Source organism: uncultured Streptococcus sp. (assembly GCF_963456385.1).
Classification (GTDB): Bacteria; Bacillota; Bacilli; order Lactobacillales; family Streptococcaceae; genus Streptococcus.
Genome location: NZ_CAUOLF010000026.1, coordinates 13551 through 37475 on the forward strand (window position 1 = coordinate 13551; position 23925 = coordinate 37475).

Genomic DNA, 23925 nt, shown 5'->3' on the forward strand with positions numbered 1-23925 from the left:
TTTTGTTTGAAAATAAAGAAAAGAGGCAATTAAGATGACAGAAACTAAAGGATATTTTGGACAATTCGGTGGCTCCTTTGTACCGGAGCCTATCCAGGCCTTGCTAGATGAATTGGAAGCGACTTTTGAGAAGTATAAGGATGACCCAGAATTTTTAAATGAATACCGACATTATTTGGCAGATTATTCAGGCCGGGAAACCCCGCTCTACTTTGCAGAAAGTCTGACCCAGCATCTGGGCGGAGCTAAGATTTATCTGAAGCGGGAAGATCTCAATCATCTGGGCTCTCACAAGCTCAATAATGTTTTGGGGCAGATTCTTCTAGCTAAGCGCATGGGCAAGACCCGAGTCATCGCTGAAACTGGAGCTGGTCAGCATGGTGTGGCAACTGCGGCAGCCGCAGCCAAGTTTGGTATGAAGTGCGATGTTTACATGGGTGCAGAAGATGTAGAACGCCAGCGCCTCAATGTTTTCCGCATGGAAATGATGGGAGCGACTGTTCATGCAGTGGAAACAGGAACCAAGACCCTCAAGGATGCTGTGGATGCGGCCTTTGGAGCTTGGATGAGTGATTTGGAAGCCTTCTATGTTTTGGGTTCGGCTGTCGGTCCTCACCCTTATCCGACGATTGTCCATGAGTTCCAAAAGGTGATTAGTGAAGAATCTCGCCGTCAGATTTTGGACAAGGAAGGCCGCTTGCCGGACTATATCATTGCCTGCGTAGGCGGTGGTTCCAATGCTATCGGCGCCTTCTCCCAGTATGTTGCGGATGAAGAAGTTAAGCTGGTTGGAGTTGAAGCAGCTGGGCGTGGTCTTGATACAGACCAGCATGCGGCGACCATGACCAAGGGAAGTGTCGGAGTAGTGGATGGTATGAAGACTTACGCTGTCTTTGCTGAAGATGGTCAGGTGGCGCCGGTTTACTCCATTTCAGCAGGCTTGGACTATCCTGGAGTTGGTCCTGAACATGCTTTCTTTAAAGATTCTGGTCGAGTAGAATATGTGGCAGCGACAGATGATGAAGCTGTGGATGCCTTGCTCCTCTTGACACAAAAGGAAGGGATTTTACCGGCAATCGAAAGCTCTCATGCCATTGCTGAAGCCATCAAGCGAGCTCCGAAATTGTCATCCGACCAAATCATCATTATCAATGTATCCGGTCGTGGAGACAAGGATGTGGCAGCCATTGCCGACTATTTAGAAAAACGAAAATAAAATACCCAGCAGAAGAGTAGTAACATCCCTCCTTTAAGAGAGTCTGTGGTTGCTGTAAACAGGCAGGAGAAGTTATGAATTGGGCTGTTGGAGTCAACATTTTGTCCTTTAGTTGAACTTTTATTACTTTGTTAGGTTACTTTGCTATAAACCAGTATGCTGCCTTCTACTAAAAGGGATCTAAATGACTGTAAATAAGTAAATGAGATGTGGAGCCTGAAAACTCCATAACTGAGGTGGCACCGCGATGACACGCCCTCACAGGATGAACTGTGCGGGCGTTTTTCTGTAGTTCTGGAGCAAGTTACGACAGTGGACAGGTGTTATCTGTTCTTGATAAATGCAGTCATAACTAGCAAATTGCTCCCCTTTAAACGCTTCTGATTAAATAGAAAGAAACATTATGCAAAAGATTTTACCAGCTGATATTTTATCGCCAATTCTGGCTTATATGCGGATTAAGGGCGACCACAAGGTGATTTTGGAAAGTATTCCGAGAGATAGCGAGACAGCTCGCTTTTCTATCCTAGCTTATAACCCAGTCTTTGAAGTTCGCTATGAAAATGGCCAGTTAACAAAGAACGGGCAAATAATTGAGGCAGATCCATTGGACTATCTGCATGAGTTGGCAGTAAAAAAAGATCATCATTCAGACCTGCCTTTTGGAGGCGGAGCCATCGGTTTTGTCGGTTACGATATGATTTCCCTCTATGAGGAGATTGGCCAGATTCCAGCTGATGTGATTGGAACGCCGGATATGCACTTTTTCGTTTATGAGAGTTACATGGTTTTTGACCATAAAAAAGACAAGGTCTATATCGTTGAGGAGGCGCTCTACAGTGATAGAAGCGAAGCTGATATGGCTGCTAGTCTGGAGCGTATCATGGCTGAGCTGGCGCAGCCTGCGGCAGATGAATTTTCACCACTGGAACTGTCCAGTTTGAACTTCCAGAGCCATATCGAGCAGACAGATTTTGAAAAAATGGTGGAAGAAGCGCGGAGCTTGATTCGGCAGGGCGACATGTTCCAATGTGTGCTCAGTCAGCGGTTTTCAGCAGAGTATTCTGGTAAACCACTGGATTACTATCGCAATCTGCGCGTGACCAACCCTTCCAACTATCTCTACTTTTATGACTTCGGGGATTATCAGATTATCGGAGCCAGCCCAGAAAGTCTGGTCTCTGTCAAGCAGGGTCAGGTCACAACCAATCCTATCGCTGGAACCAGACCGCGCGGGCAGGATGAAAGAGAAGATAAAGCCTTGGCGAAGGAGTTGCTGGCTGACGAGAAGGAAGTGGCTGAGCACCGCATGTTAGTTGATTTGGGGCGTAATGATATCGGTAAGATTGCCCAGAATAACAGCGTGGAAGTCAGTAAGTACATGGAGGTAGAGTATTTCCGCTATGTCATGCATCTGACCAGTGTAGTCCGTGGTCAGCTTTTGCCCCAACTGACAGCCGTGGATGCGCTCAAGTCCACCCTGCCGGCCGGCACCGTTTCGGGTGCGCCTAAGATTCGAGCTATGAAACGCATTTATGAGCTAGAGCAGGAAAAACGTGGTGTTTATGCGGGTGCTATCGGCTATCTATCTGCGACCGGAGATATGGATGTTGCCATCGCTATACGCACTATGATTTTGAAAAATGGCAGAGCTTACGTTCAAGCTGGAGCGGGTATTGTTTATGACTCGATCCCTACTAATGAATACCAAGAAACCATCAACAAGGCCAAATCAATGACCAAGATAGGAGAGATGCAATGATTTTATTGATTGATAATTATGATTCTTTTACTTACAATCTAGCCCAGTATATCGGCAATTTTACAAAAGTTAAGGTCTTGCGAAATGATGATGCAGGCCTTTATCAAGCGGCAGAAGAAGCTGATGCCTTGGTTCTGTCTCCGGGTCCAGGCTGGCCAGCAGATGCAGGACGGATGGAAGAACTTATCCGTGATTTTGCTGGTAAGAAGCCGATTTTGGGGATTTGCTTGGGACATCAAGCCATTGCAGAAGTATTTGGCGGAAAGCTAGGTTTGGCTCCCAAAGTCATGCACGGCAAGCAAAGTGTTCTGCGCTTTGAGGGAAAATCTCCTATCTATCAAGGGATAGAGGATGGACAGCCGGTCATGCGCTATCATTCGATTTTGATTGAGGAGATGCCAGAGGACTTTGAAGTGACAGCTCGAGCGGTTGATGACAACTCAATCATGGCTATCCAGCACAAGAGTCTGCCTATCTATGGTTTTCAGTATCATCCAGAAAGTATCGGAACACCTGACGGCTTGTCGTCTATCAAGAATTTCATCGACTTAGTAAAGTAAAGGAGGATGTATGAAAGAGATTATTGCAAAACTAGCTGATTTTAAGGATTTAAGCAGCGCTGAGATGACAGATGTGATTGAGCGAATTGTCACCGGACGGGTGACAGAGTCTCAAATTGTAGCCTTCTTGCTGGGGCTTAAGATGAAGGGGGAGACGATTGAGGAACGAACGGCTTTGGCTCAGGTCATGCGAGGTCATGCTAAGCAGATTCCGACCACTATTCGCACTGCCATGGACAATTGCGGTACGGGCGGAGACAAGTCTTTCAGCTTCAATGTTTCGACTACAGCAGCTTTTGTACTAGCAGGTGGTGGGATTAAGATGGCTAAGCACGGCAATCGCTCCATTTCTTCTAAGTCAGGCTCAGCTGATGTATTAGAAGCTCTGGGGATTAATCTAGACTTGGACGCTGCTAGCTTGGGCAAGGTTTTTGAGCAGACAGGTATCGTCTTTCTCTTTGCAAAGAACATGCACCCAGCCATGAAATACATCATGCCAGCCCGTCTTAGTCTAGGCATTCCCACTATTATGAACCTAACTGGCCCACTCATCCATCCCATGAGTTTAGAAACTCAGCTTTTGGGGACCAGCCGGCCGGATATGCTAGAGAGTACGGCAGAGGTTTTGAAAAATATGGGCCGTAAGCGTGCAGTAGTTGTGTCGGGGCCGGCTGGTCTGGATGAGGCGGGTCTTCATGGCCGTACCCAGTATGCTCTGCTGGAAAATGGGCAAATCAGCCTGCACAGCTTTCTGCCGGCAGATATTGGCATGGAAGAAATAGCTCTTGAAGCGATTCGTGGGGGCAATGCCAAGGAAAATGCAGAAATTCTGCTTTCTGTCTTGCAAAATCAAGCCAGCCCCTATCTAGAAACGACAGTTCTGAATGCTGGATTGGGATTTCATGCTAATGGAAAATCAGACAGTATAGAAGAAGGAATAGTTCTAGCCCGCCAAGTGATTGCTAGCGGCGCAGCCTATGAAAAACTCAAGCAACTACAGGAGTATCAGAAATGAGCAAAGAATTTCTCCCGACCATTCTAAAGCAAAAAGAGCAGGAAGTGGCGGCTATGTCTTATGAAGAGCTGCAGCCCCTGCGCTCGACTTATTCCCTCTATGAGTATCTCAAAAACCACCCTCAAGAGCTGCAGCTGATTGCTGAGGTCAAAAAAGCCAGTCCAAGTCTGGGAGATATTAATCTCGGTGTGGATATTGTGGAACAGGCTCGCACCTATGAACGATGCGGTGCAGCCATGATTTCGGTCCTGACAGATGAGATTTTCTTCAAAGGACATTTGGATTACCTGAGAGAGATTTCCAGTCAAGTGACCATTCCAACCCTCAATAAGGACTTTATCATTGATGAAAAACAGATTGTTCGCGCCCGAAATGCTGGAGCGACAGTCATTCTCTTGATTGTGGCTGCCTTGCCTGAAAAGCGGCTGCAAGAACTCTATGATTTTGCGACGGGTTTAGGCTTGGAAGTTCTGGTCGAAACCCATAATCTGTCGGAGCTGGAAATTGCTCATAGAATAGGAGCTCGGATTATCGGTGTCAATAATCGCAATCTAGTTACTTTTGAAACAGATATCAATACCAGTCTCCAACTGTCTGCCCATTTCAAAGATGACAGGGTTTACGTATCAGAGTCCGCTATTTTCAGCAAGGAAGATGCTGAGCTAGTAGCTCCTTATTTCCATGCGGTTTTAGTCGGAACAGCCCTGATGCAGGCTGAGGATGTGGCAGAAAAAATCAAGGAGCTGAAAATTGACAAAGGTTAAGATTTGCGGCTTATCAACGGCCAGCGCTGTGGAAACTGCATGTCAGGCTGGTGCAGATTACATTGGCTTTGTCTTTGCTGAGAGCCGTCGGAGGGTCAGTTTGGAGCAAGCTCAGAAGCTAGCTGCCTTGGTGCCGCCTGCTGTCCGAAAGGTAGGAGTTTTCGTCTCTCCGAGCTTGGCAGAGTTGCAGGAAGCTATTTCGGTGGCAAATCTGGATTTGGTGCAGATTCATGGCGATTTTGATGAAGAGCTTCTGACTGAGATCGGCCGGCCGATTATTCGAGCTTATCAGGTCAAGGGAGCGTTAAAAGGAGTCAGCCAACAAGCGGACTACCTGCTCTTTGATGCCCCTCTTGCCGGTAGTGGTCAGACTTTTGACTGGCAAGCTTTTGATAAAGGTCAAATCCACCAGCCCTTCTTTATCGCCGGTGGTTTGAATGTAGAAAATGTCCGAGAAGCTATTCAGCACTTCGCTCCTTACGCAGTTGATGTCTCAAGCGGGGTCGAGACTGACAGCCAGAAGGACTTAGAAAAGATAAAAGAATTTATAGAAAGAGTGAAATATGGCATATAATCAACCCAATCAAGAAGGATTTTACGGTGAATTTGGCGGACGCTTTGTTCCAGAAACGCTGATGACAGCAGTTTTGGAGCTAGACAAAGCCTACCGTGAGAGTAAAAAAGACCCAGCCTTTCAGGCTGAGCTGGATGAGTTGCTGAAGCAGTATGTAGGGCGAGAAAATCCTCTCTATTTTGCTAAAAATCTGACAGCCTATGCTGGCGGTGCGAAGATTTATCTGAAGCGGGAAGATCTCAACCATACCGGGGCCCATAAAATCAATAATGCCCTAGGTCAGGTTCTATTAGCCAAGCGAATGGGCAAGAAGAAAATTATTGCCGAGACTGGTGCAGGTCAGCACGGAGTAGCCACAGCCACAGCTGCAGCTCTTTTCAATATGGACTGTACTATCTATATGGGCGAAGAGGATGTCAAGCGCCAAGCCCTCAATGTCTTTCGAATGGAACTTCTTGGAGCCAAGGTGGAGTCTGTGACCGATGGCTCTCGAGTCCTCAAAGATGCGGTCAATGCAGCTTTACGAGCTTGGGTGGCTCAGGTTGATGATACTCACTATATTATGGGCTCAGCCTTGGGACCACATCCTTTCCCAGAGATTGTCCGCGACTATCAGAGTGTGATTGGGCGTGAGGCCAAGCGTCAGTTTGCTGAGCAAAATGCAGGTGCCCTGCCAGATGCTTTAGTCGCCTGCGTTGGCGGTGGTTCCAATGCTATTGGGCTCTTTTATCCTTTTGTAGATGATAGTACAGTGGCTATGTATGGAACAGAAGCAGCTGGGCGGGGCGTAGATACAGATGAACACGCTGCGACCTTAACCAAGGGCCGGCCGGGTGTTTTGCACGGTGCCTTGATGGATGTCTTGCAGGATGAGCAAGGACAGATTCTGGAAGCTTTCTCTATCTCTGCTGGGCTAGACTATCCGGGCATCGGTCCTGAACATTCTCATTTTAATGCTATCCAGCGCGCCACTTATGTCCCGGTCACAGATGAAGAAGCCTTGGAAGCTTTCCAACTCCTCTCTCGTATTGAAGGGATTATTCCTGCTCTAGAGTCTAGTCACGCTATTGCTTACGCAGTTAAGCTGGCTAAGGAGTTGGGACCGGATAAATCAATGATTGTCTGCCTATCCGGCCGTGGTGATAAGGATGTCGTTCAGGTAAAGGAACGCTTGGAAAGTGAAACGGCTCAAAAAGGAGGTGCCCATGACTAAAACACTCACTCAGCATTTAGAAACCATCAAAAGAGAAGGCAAGGGAATTTTTCTTCCTTATATTATGGCTGGTGATCACGAGAAAGGTTTGGCAGGTTTGCCAGAAACTATCGCATTTTTGGAAAACTTGGGTGTGTCAGCCATTGAAATCGGTCTGCCTTTTTCAGACCCTGTTGCAGACGGGCCAGTTATTGAAGAAGCCGGTCTGAGAAGTCTTGGCCACCATACTTCGGCCAAGTCTTTAGTTGCAAGCTTGCAGAATTTGGACACTCAGCTGCCTCTCATTATCATGACCTACTTCAATCCTATTTTCCAATACGGTCTCAAAGATTTTGTCAAGGATTTAGCTATGACAACGGTTAAAGGATTGATTATTCCGGATCTGCCCTACGAGCACAGGAATTTTATTCTGCCCCTGCTGGAAGATTCAGATATCGCTCTAGTTCCTTTAGTGAGCCTGACGACTGGTCTAGAACGTCAGCAGGAGCTGATCAAGGAAGCTGAAGGTTTTATCTACGCTGTAGCCATCAACGGTGTGACAGGTAAGAGCGGAAGCTACCGCAATGATTTGGACCAGCATTTGAGCAAGCTCCATGATATTGCTGAGATTCCAGTATTGACGGGCTTTGGTGTTTCGACTTTAGAAGATGTTGAGCGTTTCAATCAAGTCTCAGACGGAGTCATTGTCGGATCCAAGATTGTCAAAGCTCTTCATGAAAAGGACGCCAGTATAGCAGCCTTTATCCAAGAAGCAGCAGCTTATAAGAAATAATCACCACCACACCAAACAAAAGACAGGGGACAAAAGCTAGCCTGTCTTTTTTCTTTTTAAAGCAGAAACAGGCGAGGCCAGAGAAGCTAGCGATTTGGATAAGAATGAGAGTCTCCGTCAGGCTGAAAATGGCTGAGCAAGACGCCAGAAAGAGAAAGTCACCAGCTCCAATACGAAGATTATAAAAGAAGGCTAGAAGTCCTAGGGATAAAAAGAAGAGCGTGAGAAGGTTGAGGCCTGCTGTTACCATCAGTAATAGCTGAAAAATCAGCCAGACCATCAGGGGATATTGCTGCTCTCTTTGATCGTAGATGGCTAGGGTCAAACCCATGGTGAGTAGTAGGAGTTGGCTGATGGAAATCGTGCCAAGTGAGGTTGCCAGAAAAAGACCGCCCAAGATACATTCAAAAAATAAATAGCGTAAGGGAATCTTGTCTCCACAGAAGCGGCAACGAAGACGGTTCATGACTTGAGAAAAAATAGGAATCAAATCACGCGGTGCCAATCTTTTCCCGCAGGCATTGCAATGGCTAGCGGGAGTGATGATAGACTGCTCTGGGAAGCGGTCGATGACCAAGCCTAGGAAGGAGGCAAAGACAGTGCCAAGGAGAAAAAAGTATAGATGAATCATACTTATTTATTCGTAATTTTAAACAGAAAAATTCTGAAATTTTGCAACTTTTCTAATAAAGTCTTTTTTTGAATCTTTTGTCTTGACTTTCTTATTTAGAAGCATTATAATTAAACCATAATCTAAAAAGATTAGAATCATTATAAATAAAAACGAGGTAAATACAATGACACAAGTAAAAAATGGTGCAGCAATTGACGTAGCAACTTTCAGCAATCAAAAGGCTTTGCCAAAGACTAAGGCTATTCTTAATCAAGTAGTGGCAGACCTTTATACAGCTCATATTGCTCTTCACCAAGTTCACTGGTATATGCGTGGCGCAGGTTTCATGGTTTGGCATCCAAAAATGGATGAATATATGGAAACTTTGGATGCAACCTTGGATGAAGTTAGCGAGCGCTTGATTACACTGGGAGGCAAGCCTTATTCTACGTTGACAGAATTTATCCAACATAGCAAGATTGAAGAAAAAGCTGGTGAATTCAGCAAGGATGTAGAAGAAAGTCTGGCGCGTGTGATTGAGATTTTCCGTTATCTGACAGGTCTTTACCAAGAAGCTTTGGATGTAACAGACGAAGAAGGGGACGATGTAACCAATGATATCTTTGTCGGTGCCAAGGCAGACCTTGAAAAGACTATCTGGATGCTGACAGCTGAAATTGGTCAAGCACCAGGTTTATAAAAAGTTATCCATGCCAAGCAGAAAGGAAACAGGCTTTCCTTTCTGCTTTTTTCATCTTGAAAAGCGCTGGAAAATCTGATAAAATATAGCTCATGAAAACCCTGTATGATGTTCAGCAGTTTCTTAAAAGTTTCGGAATCATTATCTATATGGGCAAACGCCTTTACGATATTGAAATGATGAAAATCGAGCTGAAGAGAATTTACGACGCCGGTCTAATGGATAAGCTAGCTTATTTTGAGGCGGAGGCTGTCTTGCGCCGAGAACATCGCTTAGAGTTAGAATATTTAGAAAAGAAAAAGGAGACTTGAGATGACAATTTGGATTTTGTGGGCGGTACTTTTGGGAATACTTGGCTGGATGGGCTTTAATTATCTGCGCCTTCGTCAGGCAGCAAAAATCGTGGATAACGGGGAATTTGAAGACTTGATTCGCCAAGGTCAGTTGGTTGATCTGCGGGATCCATCTGATTTTCACCGTAAGCATATCTTAGGTGCTCGCAATATTCCATCTCAGCAGCTCAAGGATAGTGTCGGTGCACTTCGCAAGGACAAGGCTGTTCTCCTCTATGAAAATAGTCGCGGTCAGCGCGTGACCAATGCGGCTCTGTATCTGAAAAAACAAGGATTTAAAGAAATCTATATTCTTTCTTATGGGTTGGATTCTTGGAATGGCAAGGTGAAAGCTAGCTGATAAAACATTCATGAACGGATATAGGAATTAAGAAAAAAGCTTTATTTTTTAAAGCTTTTTTGTTTTACCAACTTTTCTCTAAATATTCTTTAATAATCTCTAATTCTTCTTGATTGAGCGGACGATATTCTCCTGTCGTTAATTCAGGATCCAGTTTGAAGTTTCCAAACTGAATCCGCTTGAGATAAACGACCTTGACACCAACTGCCAGAAACATCTTTTTAATCTGGTGGAATTTCCCCTCAGAAATCTTGACGGTAGCACGGCTCAGACTGGAGCTGGTAGAGAGGATAGAAAGCTGGGCTGGCTGACAGACGGTGCCGTCTAAAAAGCGAATGCCTTCCTGAAAGGAAGATTTGTCCTTAGGAGTTAAAGGCCCATTGACTTCTACATAGTAAGTTTTTTCGACATGATATTGAGGGTGCAGCAGCTGAAATCCCAAAGGACCATTGTCGGTAATCAGAAGAAGCCCCTCGGTATCTCTATCCAGCCGTCCGATAGAGTAAAGATTTTCTTTCTCTACCTCCTTGTCCAGCAAATCCAGAACAGTCAATTTTTCAGCGTCGCGATTGGCAGTGACTGCACCTGCGGGTTTATTCAGCATGTAGTAACGGTGGGCAGGACCGCTGACCTGTTTTCCTTGAAAAGTAATCTGCTGCAGGCCGGTATCAACGTTTTGGCTGAGTTTGCAGGCGGGCTTACCATCCACTAAAATCTGTTTTTGTAAAAGGCTTTGTTTCATCTTTTTTCGGCTGATATGATTGGTAGCCAGCAGTTGGTCGAGGCGCATCTGTTTTCCTTGTTTTTTTCTAAATCATATCATAAATTTTCAGGATGGGAAATGCAAATCCTCATGGAGCTCCCATATTTTTTAATGAAAACATTTACACTTATCAAAGCCGTGTTTTTTGCCTGCGTCTGTGGTATAATTGTTCAGTTAGAAATAAAATTTAAAAATTCAGAGGAAATCATGACAAAATTAAGAGAAGATATTCGCAATATCGCCATTATCGCTCACGTTGACCACGGGAAAACAACCTTGGTTGATGAGTTGCTGAAGCAATCTCATACACTAGATGAGCGTAAAGAGCTGCAAGAGCGGGCAATGGACTCAAACGATATTGAAAAGGAGCGCGGTATTACCATCTTGGCTAAAAATACAGCCGTGGCTTACGAAGGTACTCGTATCAATATCATGGATACACCAGGGCACGCGGACTTCGGTGGTGAAGTAGAGCGGATTATGAAGATGGTGGACGGGGTTGTTCTGGTTGTGGACGCCTACGAAGGAACTATGCCTCAGACCCGCTTTGTATTGAAAAAAGCCTTGGAGCAAGACCTTGTTCCTATCGTAGTGGTGAATAAAATCGACAAGCCGTCTGCTCGTCCAGCAGAAGTAGTGGATGAAGTTTTAGAACTCTTTATTGAGCTTGGAGCGGATGATGACCAGCTGGACTTCCCAGTGGTTTATGCTTCCGCTATCAATGGAACCTCATCTATGTCTGACGATCCAGCTGATCAAGAGCACACCATGGCACCGATTTTTGATACCATCATTGACCATATCCCAGCACCAGTCGATAATTCTGACGAACCTTTCCAATTCCAAGTGTCACTCTTGGACTACAATGACTTCGTTGGCCGTATCGGTATCGGCCGTGTCTTCCGTGGTACTGTTAAGGTTGGTGACCAAGTAACCCTGTCTAAATTAGACGGCACTACCAAGAACTTCCGTGTTACAAAACTATTTGGCTTCTTTGGCTTGGAGCGTCGTGAAATCAACGAAGCAAAAGCGGGTGACCTGATTGCCGTTTCAGGTATGGAAGATATCTTTGTTGGTGAGACGATTACACCGACAGATGCTGTTGAAGCTTTGCCAATTCTGCATATTGATGAGCCGACTCTGCAGATGACCTTCTTGGTTAACAACTCACCTTTTGCTGGCCGCGAAGGGAAATGGGTAACTTCTCGTAAGGTTGAAGAACGCCTGCAGGCTGAACTGCAAACAGATGTATCTCTACGTGTTGAACCAACTGATTCACCAGACAAGTGGATCGTTTCAGGTCGTGGTGAACTGCACTTGTCAATCCTGATTGAAACAATGCGTCGTGAAGGTTATGAGCTGCAAGTATCTCGTCCAGAAGTTATCGTGAAAGAAATCGATGGTGTCAAATGTGAGCCATTTGAGCGCGTCCAAATCGATACACCTGAAGAATATCAAGGCTCGGTCATCCAAAGTCTTTCTGAACGCAAGGGTGAAATGCTGGATATGGTAGCTACTGGTAATGGTCAAACTCGTTTGGTTTTCCTAGTTCCAGCCCGTGGTTTGATTGGTTACTCAACTGAGTTCTTATCCATGACTCGTGGTTACGGTATCATGAACCATACATTTGATCAATACCTACCACTTATTCCAGGTGAAATCGGTGGACGTCACCGTGGTGCCTTGGTATCTATCGATGCTGGTAAGGCAACGACCTACTCTATCATGTCTATCGAAGAGCGCGGAACTATCTTTGTCAACCCAGGTACTGAGGTTTACGAAGGAATGATCATCGGTGAAAACTCTCGTGAAAATGACTTGACTGTTAATATCACCAAAGCTAAACAGATGACTAACGTTCGTTCTGCAACCAAGGACCAGACAGCAGTTATCAAGACACCTCGTATCTTGACCTTGGAGGAATCTTTGGAATTCTTGAACGACGATGAGTACATGGAAGTAACACCAGAATCTATTCGTCTACGTAAGCAAATTTTGAACAAACAAGAACGCGAAAAAGCCAATAAAAAGAAAAAATCAGCTGCAGCTGAATAAGCAAAAGGGAAAGGAGCAGCAAGATGGTTTATCTTATCATTGGGATTTTAATCCTCTTTTTCTACATTTTTGCTGTTCCATCCAGTATTAAAGGGACTGTTAATGCTGTGACTATGGTTTTACTGATTGTGGCCTTGATTATCTTATTTGGCTTAGGCATTTTTAAAATTTTCCAGTTGCCGGCTGAATATTTTGTAGGTTTCGGCCTATCCGTAGTGACCGTCTTGGCTTTGCGGGATATTAATCGTCTCAAGCCGCCTAAAAAATCAAAAAAGAATTTTGATGAAGAATAATAAATGAGCAAGAACTTAGAAGGTCGGATAGATGTTTTGAGATCTTGCTTTTTTGTTAATTTATATTTTTACAAAAACAATAGGTTTATGTTACAAAATATTTCAAATAGATGAAAACATATCATTTTTTTCAAAACTTGCTTACAGTCGAAAATAAAAGACTCCTATGTCTTTTTTATTTTCACAAAAAAAGGTAAAATAGAGTGAAGTATGAATGGAAGAGGTTGCTTATGAAAAAAATAGCAAATTTTGCCAATAAGAAGGTCTTGGTCCTGGGATTGGCCAAGTCGGGTGAGTCAGCAGCTCTCCTTTTAGATAAATTAGGAGCCATCGTGACGGTTAATGACGGTAAACCTTTCGAGGAAAATCCTGCTGCCCAATCTTTGCTAGAAGAAGGTATTAAAGTGGTGACAGGAGGTCATCCCTTGGAGTTGCTGGACGAAGATTTTGAACTAATGGTGAAAAATCCAGGTATTCCTTATGACAATGCTATGGTCGTTCGAGCTCTTGAAAAGAAGATTCCTGTTATCACTGAAGTAGAGTTGGCTTATCTCATTTCAGAAGCGCCGATTATTGGTATTACGGGTTCAAATGGCAAAACGACGACCACAACCATGATTGCGCAAGTCTTGACAGCTGGTGGTCAAAATGGTCTCTTGTCTGGTAATATCGGCTTTCCTGCTAGTCAGGTAGCCCAAACAGCCAGCAGCAAAGATACGCTGGTCATGGAATTGTCTTCTTTCCAGTTGATAGGGATTGAAGATTTTCATCCGCAAATCGCTGTTATTACCAACCTCATGCCGACTCATTTAGATTATCACGGCTCTCTTGAGGAATATGCAGCTGCCAAGTGGAATATCCAGAAAAACATGACAGCTGATGATTATTTGGTTTTGAATTTCAATCAAGATTGGGCCAAGGAAATGGCTAGCCAGACTCAGGCTACTGTTGTGCCTTTTTCAACGACTGAAAAGGTGGATGGTGCCTATTTAGAGGGTGATGTCTTGACCTTCCGTGGAGAAGCGATTATGCAGGCGGCTGAAATCGGCGTTCCTGGCAGTCATAATGTCGAAAATGCTCTGGCTACGATTGCTGTGGCCAAACTGCGTGGCATTGACAATCAGACGATCAAAGAAGTCTTGTCTGTTTTTGGTGGTGTTAAGCACCGTCTCCAGTATGTGGGACGTGTAAATGAGGTTGCCTTTTACAATGACAGTAAGTCTACCAATATCTTGGCAACCCAGAAAGCCTTATCTGGTTTTGACAATAGCAAGGTGATTCTAATTGCGGGTGGCTTGGACCGTGGCAATGAATTTGACGAGTTGGTGCCTGACCTCAAAGGGCTCAAAAAAATGGTTATCTTAGGACAATCAGCTGCGCGTGTAAAGAGAGCGGCTGATCAGGCTGGTGTTTCTTATCTGGATGCGACTGATGTCCGGGATGCGGCTCATAAGGCCTTTGCTCAAGCGGAGCCAGGAGACATTGTCTTGCTCAGTCCTGCCAATGCCAGCTGGGATATGTATAGTAATTTTGAAGTCCGTGGCGATGAATTTCTCGCTGTATTTGAAGAATTAAAAGGTTAAGATGAAAAAGATTGTATTTACTGGTGGAGGAACGGTCGGGCATGTAACCCTCAACCTTCTCCTGATTCCGAAATTTATCAAAGAAGGCTGGCAGGTCCACTATATTGGTGATAAGCATGGTATTGAGTACCAGGAAATCCAAAAGTCTGGACTGGACGTGACCTTCCATTCGGTGGCTACGGGCAAGCTTCGTCGCTATTTTTCATGGCAGAATCTGCTGGATGGCTTTAAGGTTGTTTGGGGCATTTTCCAGTCGCTGGGTATTATGCTCAAGGTTCGGCCGCAGGCCCTCTTTTCTAAGGGAGGCTTCGTATCCGTTCCGCCCGTGATTGCAGCTCGGCTGTCCGGAGTGCCCGTCTATGTTCATGAGTCGGATCTATCCATTGGCTTGGCCAATAAAATTGCCTATAAGTGTGCGACCAAGATGTATGCAACCTTTGAGCAATCTTCCAGTCTGACCAAGATTGAGCATGTGGGAGCTGTAACCAAGGTCGGCAGTCAAGAGTCAGTCCCACCGCAGGAACTAGAAGAAATTCGTCAGTATTTTGATAAGGAACTGCCAATCCTGCTTTTCGTCGGTGGTTCTGCTGGTGCTAAGGTCTTTAATGACTTTGTCAGCCAGAATCAAACTGCACTGACCGAGCGCTACAACGTTATCAATCTGACAGGCGATGCAAGTTTGGATGTTCTGTCTGACCGTCTCTTTCGCAGAGCCTATGTGACCGACCTCTACCAGCCTTTGATGGACTTGGCAGATGTAGTGGTGACTCGCGGCGGTTCCAATACAATCTTTGAGCTCCTGGCTATGGCTAAGCTGCATATTATCGTTCCTCTGGGACGCGAAGCCAGCCGCGGCGATCAGATTGAAAATGCCGATTATTTTGTGAAAAAGGGATATGCCAAGCAATTGGCAGAGGAAGAGCTGGATATGAGCAATTTACAGACAGCCCTTGATGACCTTTTGGCTAATCAAGCTTCTTATCATCAAGCTATGCAAAATTCTCAGGAAATCAAGTCTGTAGATGAATTTTATGCTTTATTGAAGGCGGATATTGACAAAGGAAAGAAATGAGCAAGAAAAACCACGATGAGCCAAAGGAAGAGGTAAGTGAGCCCCTCTCTGAATGGCAGAAACGAAACAAAGAATATCTTGAAAAGAAGGCTCAGGAAGAGGCCAGCAAACAAAAGGAGCTGGAAGAAGAGGAAGCAAAAGAAGCTGAAGCTGAAGACTCAATCGAAGGCGGAGAAATAGCTGAAGAGACGGAAGAAGATGACTCATCTTATGAAGAGGAAGAAACAGAATATTTGGAAGAAGACTCAACTGAAGCTGAGCTAGAGACTGAATTGAGCGAGAAAGAGCGCAAAAAACTGGAGAAACTTCAGAAAAAGGCAGAAAAAGAAGCTGCCAAGGTTCATATCTCGAGGATTCATATTTATCGAGCGCTGCCGGTTTTGCTAGGCAGTGGCTTGATTTTTCTCCTGTCAGTTTATTTTTTGACGCCACTAGCAACCATGAAGACAATCAAATTTTCAGGGAATCAAATGGTCAGTCAGGAAGACCTGCTCAAAAGCAGTAAGATTGATGAGAAGGACTATACTTTAACAACCTTTATCAATGGCGGTAATCATATCCGCAATATGAAAGCATCTAGTCCTTGGATTAACAATCTGGAGATGGCTTATCAGTTTCCGATTACTTTTCAGGTAAAGGTCAAGGAGTACGGAGTTCTGGCCTATCTGCATGAGGGTGGTCAGTATTATCCTATTCTGACAAATGGGCAGGTTATTTCGGACCCGACTGCTGCAGATTCTTTGCCAGAAACCCATATTTCGATAGAGTTTTCAGATAAAAAATTGATTAAGGAATTTGCCCTTCAAATTGAAAAGGTACCGGCTTCGGTTAAGAAAAATATTAAGACAGTTCAGCTGACTCCAAGCAAGGTGACACCGGACTTGGTTACGCTGACAATGCATGATGGCAATAAAATTTTGGTACCAATTTCGCATATTGCCAAAAAACTGCCATATTACAAGGGAATCCAATCGCAGCTGGAAGAGGGTGTACCTAGTGTTGTAGATATGGAAGCAGGGATTTTTAGTTATGTTGAAGGAGCTCAAAACGAGTCGTCTTCTTCTGACGAAGAAAAGCAAAAAACAGAAGAGGAACCGACGGGACGGCCAACAGAACAAGCGGCTGAGCAGGTGACAGAAAGTCCGGAAGAAGAACCTGCAGAGCCGCAAAATTCGACAGAAAACCCGGTAAATAACGAAAATCGCTAAATTATATGTAGAAAAACTGCACATTTTCATTTTCTTTATGTTATAATAAAGCTTGGATAACTCTAATTTTTAGCGTTATTAGTATAGACCGGAAACATGGAAGATAGAGAGGACTGGTGTAATGGCTAGAGACGGCTTTTTTACTGGATTAGATATAGGAACTAGCTCAATTAAAGTGTTGGTGGCAGAGCACATCAACGATGAAATGAATGTTATTGGAGTCAGCAACGCAAAAAGTGCTGGCGTTAAAGATGGAATTATTGTTGATATTGAGGCTGCTGCTGCTGCCATTAAGACAGCTATTTCTCAAGCAGAAGAAAAGGCAGGCATTTCAATTGGTTTAGTCAATGTCGGACTTCCGGCTAATCTCTTACAGATTGAGCCTACTCAGGGTATGATTCCTGTGACTAGTGATTCTAAGGAAATCACAGATACAGATGTAGAGAATGTTGTTAGATCTGCTCTGACTAAGAGTATGACTCCTGACCGCGAAGTGATTACTTTCATCCCAGAAGAGTTTGTAGTGGATGGTTTCCAAGGGATTCGTGATCCACGTGGTATGATGGGTATTCGCTTAGAAATGCGTGGTCTTCTCTACACTGGACCACGGACTATTCTCCACAACCTCCGTAAGACAGTGGAGCGTGCAGGAGTTCAGCTTGAGAACGTTATTATCTCCCCATTGGCGATGACTAAGTCAATCTTGAACGAAGGGGAACGTGAGTTTGGGGCAACTGTTATTGATATGGGTGGCGGCCAAACTACAGTGGCTTCTGTTAGAGGTCAAGAACTTCAATATACGAATATATACCAAGAAGGCGGCGACTACGTAACTAAGGATATCTCCAAGGTTTTGAAGACTTCACAGAAGTTGGCTGAAAGTCTCAAGTTTAACTATGGTTCTGCTTATGTTCCTGAAGCTGGCACAGAGTCCTTCCAAGTAGAAGTGATTGGCGAGATTGAGCCGGTTGAAGTAACTGAAAAGTATCTGGCTGAAATTATTTCTGCTCGTATCCAACACATTTTTGAGCAAATCAAACGCGATTTGGATAGAAGGCATCTCCTTGAGTTGCCAGGTGGCATTGTGATTATTGGCGGAGCAGCTATTCTTCCAGGAGTGGTTGAGCTGGCTCAGGAAGTGTTTGGCGTGAATGTCAAGCTTTATGTGCCAAATCAAATCGGCATTCGCAATCCTGCTTTCGCACATGTTATCAGTTTGTCAGAGTATGCTGGAAACTTAACAGATGTGGACATGCTGGCTCAGGTTGCTGTTCATGGTGATGAGCAACTACGCCATCGACCTGTATCCTTTGAGCGTCCTGCTCAGTCAGTACCACGCTTTGAACCTCAGCCGGCTGATGAGATTCCTGAGGAGCCGGTCCAAGAAGTTCCAGTTGCTAGTGCTGATGTGCCAAACCAAGAACCAAAAACCGGTATTACAGATCGGATGCGCAACCTAATTGGCAAAATGTTTGATTAAGGAGAATACAGAGAATATGACATTTTCATTTGACGCTGCTGCTGCACAAGGCGCAGTAATTAAAGTTATTGGTGTCGGTGGAGGTGGCGGTAACGCCATCAACCGAATGATTGATGAAGGTGTTGCTGGTGTTGAATTCATCGCAGCAAATACAGATGTTCAAGCTCTTAGCAGTGCCAAGGCTGAAACAGTGATTCAGCTCGGTCCTAAGCTGACTCGCGGACTTGGTGCCGGAGGTCAGCCTGAAGTTGGCCGCAAGGCTGCTGAAGAAAGTGAAGAAGTCCTGACCGAAGCTCTGCAAGGAGCAGATATGGTCTTCATCACTGCTGGTATGGGTGGTGGATCTGGGACAGGTGCTGCTCCAGTGATTGCTCGTATCGCAAAAAATGTTGGTGCTCTGACTGTTGCTGTAGTTACACGTCCTTTCGGTTTTGAAGGAAGCAAGCGTGGAACCTTTGCAGTAGAAGGAATCAACGAACTTCGCGAGCATGTAGACACACTCTTGATTATCTCAAATAACAACCTGCTTGAAATTGTAGATAAGAAGACTCCGCTTCTTGAAGCTCTTAGTGAAGCAGATAATGTTCTTCGCCAAGGTGTCCAAGGGATTACCGACTTAATTACCAGCCCAGGACTGATTAACCTTGACTTTGCCGACGTGAAAACAGTTATGGCAGACAAGGGTAATGCTCTGATGGGAATTGGTGTTGGTAGCGGTGAAGAACGCGTTATCGAAGCTGCTCGCAAAGCTATCTACTCACCTCTTTTGGAAACAACCATTGATGGTGCAGAGGACGTAATTGTCAACGTTACTGGTGGCCTAGATATGACCTTGATTGAAGCTGAAGAAGCTTCAGAAATTGTCAACCAAGCAGCAGGTCATGGTGTGAATATCTGGCTCGGCACTGCGATTGACGAGTCCATGAAGGATGAAATCCGCGTGACGGTTGTAGCTACTGGTGTTCGTCAGGACAAGGTTGAAAAGGTCAGCGGCATTCGTCAGACACCACAACCTACTAGTCCAAGCCGTCCGCAGCAAGTTGAGCCAAATCGCGAAGTTCGCTCAGGGCAGTTTGAACGAAACTTTGATATGACCGAAACGGTTGATATTCCTGCTCCAACTCGTCAAAGAACGGATGCGCCTAAAGGTTCAGCCTTTGGTGATTGGGATCTTCGCCGCGAAGCGATTGTTCGTCAGGCTGAACCAAGTTCCTCAGCCCGCGTGGAGCGCTATGCAGAAACTAATGAAGATGATGATGAGTTGGAAACACCTCCATTCTTCAGAAATCGTTAATCTAAATCATGAATTTGCAGAATAATAAAGAGTTGGTCTTTCAATCCGTCGCTCAAGCGGCGGAGCAAGCCCAGCGTTTGAAAGATTCAGTAAATATCATTGCAGTTACCAAATATGTTGGCTGCGAAACAACTCAGGAGCTTGTTCGTACAGGTATTCAGCATATCGGAGAAAATCGGGTAGATAAATTTCTAGATAAATACCATGCTCTGAAAGATGAGAATCTGACATGGCACCTGATCGGCAGTTTGCAGAGGAGAAAAGTCAAGGATGTGATTAACTATGTTGATTACTTTCACGCTTTAGATTCTGTAAAATTAGCCAAGGAGATTGACAAACGGGCTGAACATGTGATTAAATGTTTCCTGCAGGTGAATATTTCTAAAGAAGAGAGCAAGCATGGCTTTTTAGTTGAAGATCTTGAAGTTGTCCTGCCTGAACTTGAAAAATTAGAAAATGTTCAAATTGTGGGATTGATGACAATGGCTCCGTTTGAAGCTAGTCATGAGGAGCTGAACCAAATTTTTGAAAAGGCTCATCAACTACAAAAAGAATTAAAAAAGAAACAGTTAAATAATATGCCCTTTTCTGAATTAAGCATGGGAATGAGCCGTGATTATCCAGAAGCAATTGCCTATGGCTCGACCTATGTCAGAATTGGTACAGCATTTTTTAAATAGGAAAGAAATATGTCATTAAAAGATAGATTTGATAAATTTATAGATTATTTTACAGAAGATGGAGATGAGACTGAGGTTCAGGAGCAGACTGTCAGCAGACCTGCAGCGCCTGTTAAGCAGAAGCCTGAATTGGTTCAGCCTAAGCCAGTTAGAGAGAGCAAGCCAGCTCCTCGTCCGGTTGCTGCGGCTAAGCCACAGCCTAAACCACAGCCACAACAGAAATCTTCTACAGAGAATATTACCAGACTGCATGCACGTCAGCAGGAATTGGCTCAGCACCGTGCAAATGCGGATGAGAAGATTACGATTGATGTTCGTTATCCGAGAAGATATGAGGAAGCGACTGAAATTGTTGACCTGCTTTTGGCCAATGAAAGCATCCTGATTGACTTCCAGTATATGACTGAGGTACAGGCTCGTCGCTGTTTAGACTACCTAGACGGTGCGCGTTATGTCTTGGCTGGAAATTTGAAAAAAGTTGCAAGCACTATGTATTTGCTGACTCCGATTAATGTAGTGGTAAATGTGGAAGATATCCGCCTGCCTAACGATGTTGAAATCAGCGAATTCGACTTTGATATGAAGCGCAGTAGATAAGAGATATGTTATATTTTGTAATTCGTGCCATCTCTAATCTTTTCGATCTTTATAGCATTGCCTTGATTGTCTATGCACTTCTGTCTTGGTTTCCAGGAGCTTATCAAACCAAATTCGGAGAGTTTCTAACACGAATTGTAGAACCGTATTTAAAACTTTTCCGCCGTCTTCCCTTGCAGTTTGCAGGGCTGGACTTTACCGTTTGGGTTGCAATTCTGGCTTTAAACCTTTTAAATCGTGTGGTCTTTTATTTAATAAGCGTCTTACTAATGTTATTATGATGAAAGATTTATATCAACATTTTTCGCATGAGGATCGAGAGTTTATTGATAGGAGTCTGAAGCTGCTTCAGCGGGTTCAAGATACCTATGCGTTTGAAACAACGTCTTTTCTGAATCCCCATCAGGTCTCAATCCTGAAGAATATTGGCAAGCAATATGATGTGCAAGTCTTTGCTAGTACGGATTTTTTTCCAAGTGAACTAGCAAGAGTTCTTGTGGCGCCTTCTTATTACCAACTGAATATGGATGATTTTGAATTGAGCTTGCTGGAAATTTCCTATGCAAGCAAATTTTATAAAATCAGTCATTCGCAGATTATGGGGACTCTTCTCAATCAATTAGGGATTGAAAGACGAACATTTGGTGATATTCTTGTGGTTGGAGACCGCGCTCAGCTCTTTGTAGATAAGAGACTGGCCCAGTATTTTATAGATCATGTCTCTAAAATTGCAAAGATGCCTGTCAAACTAAAGGAAGTTTCCTTTGCAGAGCAGCTGAAAGAGCAAAAGCAGGCTGTCACCAGAGAAATTTTAGCATCTAGCCTTCGCTTGGACAAGTTGGTAGCCAGCACCTTTAAGTTGTCAAGGAGTCAGGCTGCTCAGCTGATTTCTGGCAAGCATGTGAAAGTAAACTATGCTGTTAATGACAATCCCAGCCTGCAGGTTGGGCTAGAAGACTTGATTAGCGTTAGACGATTTGGAAGATTTAAGGTTTTAAGAGAAAATGGCCTTTCCAAGAATGGAAAACATAAGTTAACTGTTGAATTATTAGCTAGTAAATGAGGAGGAACTATGACACTTACAGCATTAGAAATTAAAGATAAATCCTTTGGAACCAAGTTTAGAGGCTATGATGTTGAAGAGGTAGATGAATTCCTGGACATCGTTGTCCGTGATTATGAGGACTTGGTTCGCGAAAACCACGAAAAAGAAGCAAAAATACGTAATCTGGAAGAACGTCTGACATATTTTGATGAGATGAAAGACTCTCTCAGTCAGTCTGTCTTGATTGCTCAGGATACGGCTGAGCGTGTTAAAGTTGCTGCCAACGAGCGCTCTACAAATATTGTCCGTCAGGCAGAGCAGGATGCGCAGCATTTGTTGGATGGAGCTAAGTACAAGGCTGATGAAATTTTGCGTCAGGCAGCTGACAATGCTAAGAAAGTAGCCATTGAAACAGAAGAACTGAAAAACAAAACGCGTGTCTTCCATCAACGTTTGAAGTCAACCATTGAGAGCCAACTCAGCATTGTGGATTCGTCTGAATGGGAAGAAATCCTTCGTCCGACAGCTACTTATCTGCAAACCAGCGATGAAGCCTTCAAGGAAGTTGTATCTGAGGTTCTAGGAGAAGAGGCAGTTGTCCGCGAGGAAGAAGTGGATGTGACACGTCAATTTTCTCCAGAGGAAATGGCTGAGCTGCAAGAGCGCATTGAAGCTGCAAACCGTGAATTAGCTGCGACACAAGCTTTTTCTCCGCTCAGTGATGAAGATATAGAAGCTCATGCAGCTGAGGAAAACTCAGAAGCTGACCATCACGATGATGATACAAATGGGGAACAAAAAGTTCCAGTAAATATTTTATAATTTTAAAGAAGATAAGATTGTAAAAACACAGACCAAGCAAAATACTTTCAGCGAGCAGATGATGGTGAGAGATCTGCAGTCCATCTTGCTTGGGCTATCATTTTACAGAACTTTCATCTGAAATCAGTAAGATGAGACGGCAGTCCACGTTACGGACAAAGAGGGGCAAGGGGAGCATTATGCTATTCTCTTGCCTAAACAAAGGTGGTACCACGATTTTCGTCCTTTTTGGCAGTCGTGGTTTTTAATTTGTTATTATTTATAAAGGAGATACCATGAAACTCAAAGATACCCTTAATCTTGGGAAAACAGCTTTCCCAATGCGTGCAGGCCTTCCGACCAAAGAGCCAGTTTGGCAAAAGGAATGGGAAGATGCAAAACTTTATCAACGTCGTCAAGAACTAAATGAAGGGAAACCGCATTTTGTCTTGCATGATGGCCCTCCATACGCAAATGGAAATATCCACGTTGGACATGCCATGAATCATATCTCAAAAGATATCATCATTCGTTCTAAGTCCATGTCAGGTTTTAACGCACCTTATATTCCGGGTTGGGATACTCATGGTCTGCCAATCGAGCAAGTTTTGGCAAAGCAAGGTGTTAAGCGCAAAGAAATGGACTTGGTTGAGTACTTAAAACTTTGCCGTGAATACGCTCTTTCTCAAGTTTATAAACAACGTGATGATTTCAAGCGCTTGGGGATGTCAGGTGACTGGGAAAATTTATATGTGACTTTAACTCCAGACTATGAAGCAGCCCAAATCCGTGTCTTTGGTGAGATGGCTAATAAAGGCTATATCTACCGTGGTGCAAAACCAGTTTACTGGTCATGGTCATCTGAGTCTGCTCTTGCCGAAGCCGAGATTGAATACCATGACTTGGTTTCAACTTCACTTTATTATGCCAATAAGGTAAAAGATGGCAAAGGTGTTCTAGACACAGATACTTATATCGTTGTTTGGACAACCACTCCATTTACTATCACAGCTTCTCGTGGTTTGACTGTTGGTGCAGATATTGATTACGTTTTGGTTCAACCTGCTGGTGAAGATCGCAAGTTTGTAGTTGCTGCAGAATTATTGACTAGCTTGTCTGAGAAATTTGGCTGGGCTGATGTTCAAGTTTTGGCAACTTACCGTGGTCAAGAA

Annotated in this window: 26 protein-coding genes; 24 read left to right on the forward strand and 2 right to left on the reverse strand. The window is 44.2% G+C overall.

What is annotated here, in order from left to right:
* Positions 1-34 precede the first annotated feature (34 nt).
* The 8 genes from trpB (RP262_RS09955) (at position 35) to trpA (ending at position 7876) form a co-directional block, all read left to right on the forward strand.
* Complete coding sequence (gene trpB, locus RP262_RS09955) at positions 35-1216, forward strand: tryptophan synthase subunit beta (protein ID WP_311155041.1); 1182 nt, start codon at positions 35-37, stop codon at positions 1214-1216.
* A 403-nt stretch (positions 1217-1619) separates the two neighbouring features.
* On the forward strand, positions 1620-2978 hold the full coding sequence (gene trpE / locus RP262_RS09960; RefSeq protein WP_311155042.1) for an anthranilate synthase component I: 1359 nt from the start codon (positions 1620-1622) through the stop codon (positions 2976-2978).
* Positions 2975-3538, forward strand: a complete 564-nt coding sequence (locus RP262_RS09965) for an aminodeoxychorismate/anthranilate synthase component II (RefSeq protein ID WP_311155043.1) — start codon at positions 2975-2977, stop codon at positions 3536-3538. The genes trpE and RP262_RS09965 overlap by 4 nt, the downstream gene beginning before the upstream one ends.
* Positions 3539-3548: 10 nt before the next feature.
* Positions 3549-4553 (forward strand): anthranilate phosphoribosyltransferase, encoded by a 1005-nt coding sequence (gene trpD, locus RP262_RS09970; protein ID WP_311155044.1) that lies wholly within the window; start codon positions 3549-3551, stop codon positions 4551-4553.
* Positions 4550-5317 (forward strand): indole-3-glycerol phosphate synthase TrpC, encoded by a 768-nt coding sequence (gene trpC / locus RP262_RS09975; protein WP_295506974.1) that lies wholly within the window; start codon positions 4550-4552, stop codon positions 5315-5317. Before trpD ends, trpC begins: the two co-directional genes overlap by 4 nt.
* Positions 5304-5891: a phosphoribosylanthranilate isomerase gene (locus tag RP262_RS09980; RefSeq protein ID WP_311155045.1), complete on the forward strand. Its 588-nt coding sequence runs from the start codon at positions 5304-5306 to the stop codon at positions 5889-5891. Before trpC ends, RP262_RS09980 begins: the two co-directional genes overlap by 14 nt.
* A complete protein-coding gene (trpB, locus tag RP262_RS09985; protein ID WP_311155046.1) occupies positions 5881-7104 on the forward strand; it encodes a tryptophan synthase subunit beta in 1224 nt (407 codons plus the stop codon). The genes RP262_RS09980 and trpB (RP262_RS09985) overlap by 11 nt, the downstream gene beginning before the upstream one ends.
* Positions 7097-7876, forward strand: coding sequence for a tryptophan synthase subunit alpha (gene trpA, locus RP262_RS09990; RefSeq protein ID WP_311155047.1), 780 nt, complete (start codon positions 7097-7099; stop codon positions 7874-7876). Before trpB (RP262_RS09985) ends, trpA begins: the two co-directional genes overlap by 8 nt.
* On the opposite strand, the gene RP262_RS09995 is transcribed toward trpA, so the two are convergent.
* Complete coding sequence (locus RP262_RS09995) at positions 7845-8507, reverse strand: prepilin peptidase (RefSeq protein ID WP_311155048.1); 663 nt, start codon at positions 8505-8507, stop codon at positions 7845-7847. The two genes, trpA and RP262_RS09995, sit on opposite strands and share 32 nt — an antisense overlap.
* 166 nt (positions 8508-8673) lie before the next feature.
* Here RP262_RS09995 and RP262_RS10000 point away from each other — a divergent pair, with 166 nt between their 5' ends.
* From RP262_RS10000 to RP262_RS10010, 3 genes are all read left to right on the forward strand, one after another.
* The gene (locus RP262_RS10000; protein WP_311155049.1) at positions 8674-9189 is read left to right on the forward strand and encodes a Dps family protein; all 516 of its coding nucleotides are present in this window, start codon (positions 8674-8676) and stop codon (positions 9187-9189) included.
* Between the two features lie 92 nt (positions 9190-9281).
* Positions 9282-9500: a YqgQ family protein gene (locus RP262_RS10005; protein ID WP_002898045.1), complete on the forward strand. Its 219-nt coding sequence runs from the start codon at positions 9282-9284 to the stop codon at positions 9498-9500.
* Between the two features lies 1 nt (position 9501).
* On the forward strand, positions 9502-9882 hold the full coding sequence (locus RP262_RS10010) for a rhodanese-like domain-containing protein (RefSeq protein WP_002896183.1): 381 nt from the start codon (positions 9502-9504) through the stop codon (positions 9880-9882).
* A gap of 64 nt (positions 9883-9946) precedes the next feature.
* Here RP262_RS10010 and RP262_RS10015 read toward each other — a convergent pair whose 3' ends face one another.
* The gene (locus tag RP262_RS10015) at positions 9947-10672 is read right to left on the reverse strand and encodes a pseudouridine synthase (RefSeq protein ID WP_311155050.1); all 726 of its coding nucleotides are present in this window, start codon (positions 10670-10672) and stop codon (positions 9947-9949) included.
* Positions 10673-10852: 180 nt separating this feature from the next.
* On the opposite strand from RP262_RS10015, the gene typA reads away from it, so the two are divergent.
* The 13 genes from typA to RP262_RS10080 all read left to right on the forward strand — a co-directional run.
* The gene (gene typA, locus RP262_RS10020; RefSeq protein WP_032906425.1) at positions 10853-12700 is read left to right on the forward strand and encodes a translational GTPase TypA; all 1848 of its coding nucleotides are present in this window, start codon (positions 10853-10855) and stop codon (positions 12698-12700) included.
* Positions 12701-12723: 23 nt separating this feature from the next.
* Positions 12724-12993 carry a DUF3165 family protein gene (locus RP262_RS10025; RefSeq protein ID WP_002898040.1) on the forward strand — a complete coding sequence of 90 codons (270 nt, stop codon included), beginning with the start codon at positions 12724-12726 and terminating at the stop codon, positions 12991-12993.
* A gap of 230 nt (positions 12994-13223) precedes the next feature.
* Positions 13224-14576, forward strand: a complete 1353-nt coding sequence (gene murD, locus RP262_RS10030) for a UDP-N-acetylmuramoyl-L-alanine--D-glutamate ligase (protein ID WP_311155051.1) — start codon at positions 13224-13226, stop codon at positions 14574-14576.
* Between the two features lies 1 nt (position 14577).
* Positions 14578-15648: a UDP-N-acetylglucosamine--N-acetylmuramyl-(pentapeptide) pyrophosphoryl-undecaprenol N-acetylglucosamine transferase gene (locus RP262_RS10035; protein WP_311155052.1), complete on the forward strand. Its 1071-nt coding sequence runs from the start codon at positions 14578-14580 to the stop codon at positions 15646-15648.
* Positions 15645-16856 (forward strand): cell division protein FtsQ/DivIB, encoded by a 1212-nt coding sequence (locus RP262_RS10040; protein WP_111676167.1) that lies wholly within the window; start codon positions 15645-15647, stop codon positions 16854-16856. The genes RP262_RS10035 and RP262_RS10040 overlap by 4 nt, the downstream gene beginning before the upstream one ends.
* Positions 16857-16977: 121 nt before the next feature.
* The gene (ftsA, locus tag RP262_RS10045) at positions 16978-18336 is read left to right on the forward strand and encodes a cell division protein FtsA (RefSeq protein ID WP_002904044.1); all 1359 of its coding nucleotides are present in this window, start codon (positions 16978-16980) and stop codon (positions 18334-18336) included.
* Between the two features lie 16 nt (positions 18337-18352).
* Complete coding sequence (ftsZ, locus tag RP262_RS10050; RefSeq protein ID WP_032908876.1) at positions 18353-19630, forward strand: cell division protein FtsZ; 1278 nt, start codon at positions 18353-18355, stop codon at positions 19628-19630.
* A gap of 8 nt (positions 19631-19638) precedes the next feature.
* Entirely contained in the window at positions 19639-20310 is a 672-nt protein-coding gene (locus tag RP262_RS10055; RefSeq protein WP_311155053.1) for a YggS family pyridoxal phosphate-dependent enzyme, read from the forward strand.
* 9 nt (positions 20311-20319) lie between these two features.
* Complete coding sequence (locus RP262_RS10060) at positions 20320-20907, forward strand: cell division protein SepF (RefSeq protein ID WP_002896164.1); 588 nt, start codon at positions 20320-20322, stop codon at positions 20905-20907.
* 5 nt (positions 20908-20912) lie between these two features.
* Positions 20913-21188 (forward strand): YggT family protein, encoded by a 276-nt coding sequence (locus RP262_RS10065; RefSeq protein ID WP_002896162.1) that lies wholly within the window; start codon positions 20913-20915, stop codon positions 21186-21188.
* A complete protein-coding gene (locus tag RP262_RS10070; RefSeq protein ID WP_002910319.1) occupies positions 21185-21970 on the forward strand; it encodes an RNA-binding protein in 786 nt (261 codons plus the stop codon). Before RP262_RS10065 ends, RP262_RS10070 begins: the two co-directional genes overlap by 4 nt.
* Before the next feature lie 9 nt (positions 21971-21979).
* Positions 21980-22774 (forward strand): DivIVA domain-containing protein, encoded by a 795-nt coding sequence (locus RP262_RS10075; protein WP_002907042.1) that lies wholly within the window; start codon positions 21980-21982, stop codon positions 22772-22774.
* A gap of 275 nt (positions 22775-23049) precedes the next feature.
* On the forward strand, positions 23050-23925 hold an 876-nt coding region (locus tag RP262_RS10080; protein ID WP_311155054.1), incomplete at its 3' end, for a class I tRNA ligase family protein.

Excerpts from the sequence above, each read along its gene's own strand:
- trpB (WP_311155041.1), top strand. The coding sequence starts at position 35 with ATGACAGAAACTAAAGGATATTTTGGACAATTCGGTGGCTCCTTTGTA.
- trpE (WP_311155042.1), top strand. The coding sequence starts at position 1,620 with ATGCAAAAGATTTTACCAGCTGATATTTTATCGCCAATTCTGGCTTAT.
- RP262_RS09965 (WP_311155043.1), top strand. The coding sequence starts at position 2,975 with ATGATTTTATTGATTGATAATTATGATTCTTTTACTTACAATCTAGCC.
- trpD (WP_311155044.1), top strand. The coding sequence starts at position 3,549 with ATGAAAGAGATTATTGCAAAACTAGCTGATTTTAAGGATTTAAGCAGC.
- trpC (WP_295506974.1), top strand. The coding sequence starts at position 4,550 with ATGAGCAAAGAATTTCTCCCGACCATTCTAAAGCAAAAAGAGCAGGAA.
- trpB (WP_311155046.1), top strand. The coding sequence starts at position 5,881 with ATGGCATATAATCAACCCAATCAAGAAGGATTTTACGGTGAATTTGGC.
- trpA (WP_311155047.1), top strand. The coding sequence starts at position 7,097 with ATGACTAAAACACTCACTCAGCATTTAGAAACCATCAAAAGAGAAGGC.
- RP262_RS09995 (WP_311155048.1), bottom strand. The coding sequence starts at position 8,507 with ATGATTCATCTATACTTTTTTCTCCTTGGCACTGTCTTTGCCTCCTTC.
- RP262_RS10000 (WP_311155049.1), top strand. The coding sequence starts at position 8,674 with ATGACACAAGTAAAAAATGGTGCAGCAATTGACGTAGCAACTTTCAGC.
- RP262_RS10005 (WP_002898045.1), top strand. The coding sequence starts at position 9,282 with ATGAAAACCCTGTATGATGTTCAGCAGTTTCTTAAAAGTTTCGGAATC.
- RP262_RS10010 (WP_002896183.1), top strand. The coding sequence starts at position 9,502 with ATGACAATTTGGATTTTGTGGGCGGTACTTTTGGGAATACTTGGCTGG.
- RP262_RS10015 (WP_311155050.1), bottom strand. The coding sequence starts at position 10,672 with ATGCGCCTCGACCAACTGCTGGCTACCAATCATATCAGCCGAAAAAAG.
- typA (WP_032906425.1), top strand. The coding sequence starts at position 10,853 with ATGACAAAATTAAGAGAAGATATTCGCAATATCGCCATTATCGCTCAC.
- RP262_RS10025 (WP_002898040.1), top strand. The coding sequence starts at position 12,724 with ATGGTTTATCTTATCATTGGGATTTTAATCCTCTTTTTCTACATTTTT.
- murD (WP_311155051.1), top strand. The coding sequence starts at position 13,224 with ATGAAAAAAATAGCAAATTTTGCCAATAAGAAGGTCTTGGTCCTGGGA.
- RP262_RS10035 (WP_311155052.1), top strand. The coding sequence starts at position 14,578 with ATGAAAAAGATTGTATTTACTGGTGGAGGAACGGTCGGGCATGTAACC.
- RP262_RS10040 (WP_111676167.1), top strand. The coding sequence starts at position 15,645 with ATGAGCAAGAAAAACCACGATGAGCCAAAGGAAGAGGTAAGTGAGCCC.
- ftsA (WP_002904044.1), top strand. The coding sequence starts at position 16,978 with ATGGCTAGAGACGGCTTTTTTACTGGATTAGATATAGGAACTAGCTCA.
- ftsZ (WP_032908876.1), top strand. The coding sequence starts at position 18,353 with ATGACATTTTCATTTGACGCTGCTGCTGCACAAGGCGCAGTAATTAAA.
- RP262_RS10055 (WP_311155053.1), top strand. The coding sequence starts at position 19,639 with ATGAATTTGCAGAATAATAAAGAGTTGGTCTTTCAATCCGTCGCTCAA.
- RP262_RS10060 (WP_002896164.1), top strand. The coding sequence starts at position 20,320 with ATGTCATTAAAAGATAGATTTGATAAATTTATAGATTATTTTACAGAA.
- RP262_RS10065 (WP_002896162.1), top strand. The coding sequence starts at position 20,913 with ATGTTATATTTTGTAATTCGTGCCATCTCTAATCTTTTCGATCTTTAT.
- RP262_RS10070 (WP_002910319.1), top strand. The coding sequence starts at position 21,185 with ATGATGAAAGATTTATATCAACATTTTTCGCATGAGGATCGAGAGTTT.
- RP262_RS10075 (WP_002907042.1), top strand. The coding sequence starts at position 21,980 with ATGACACTTACAGCATTAGAAATTAAAGATAAATCCTTTGGAACCAAG.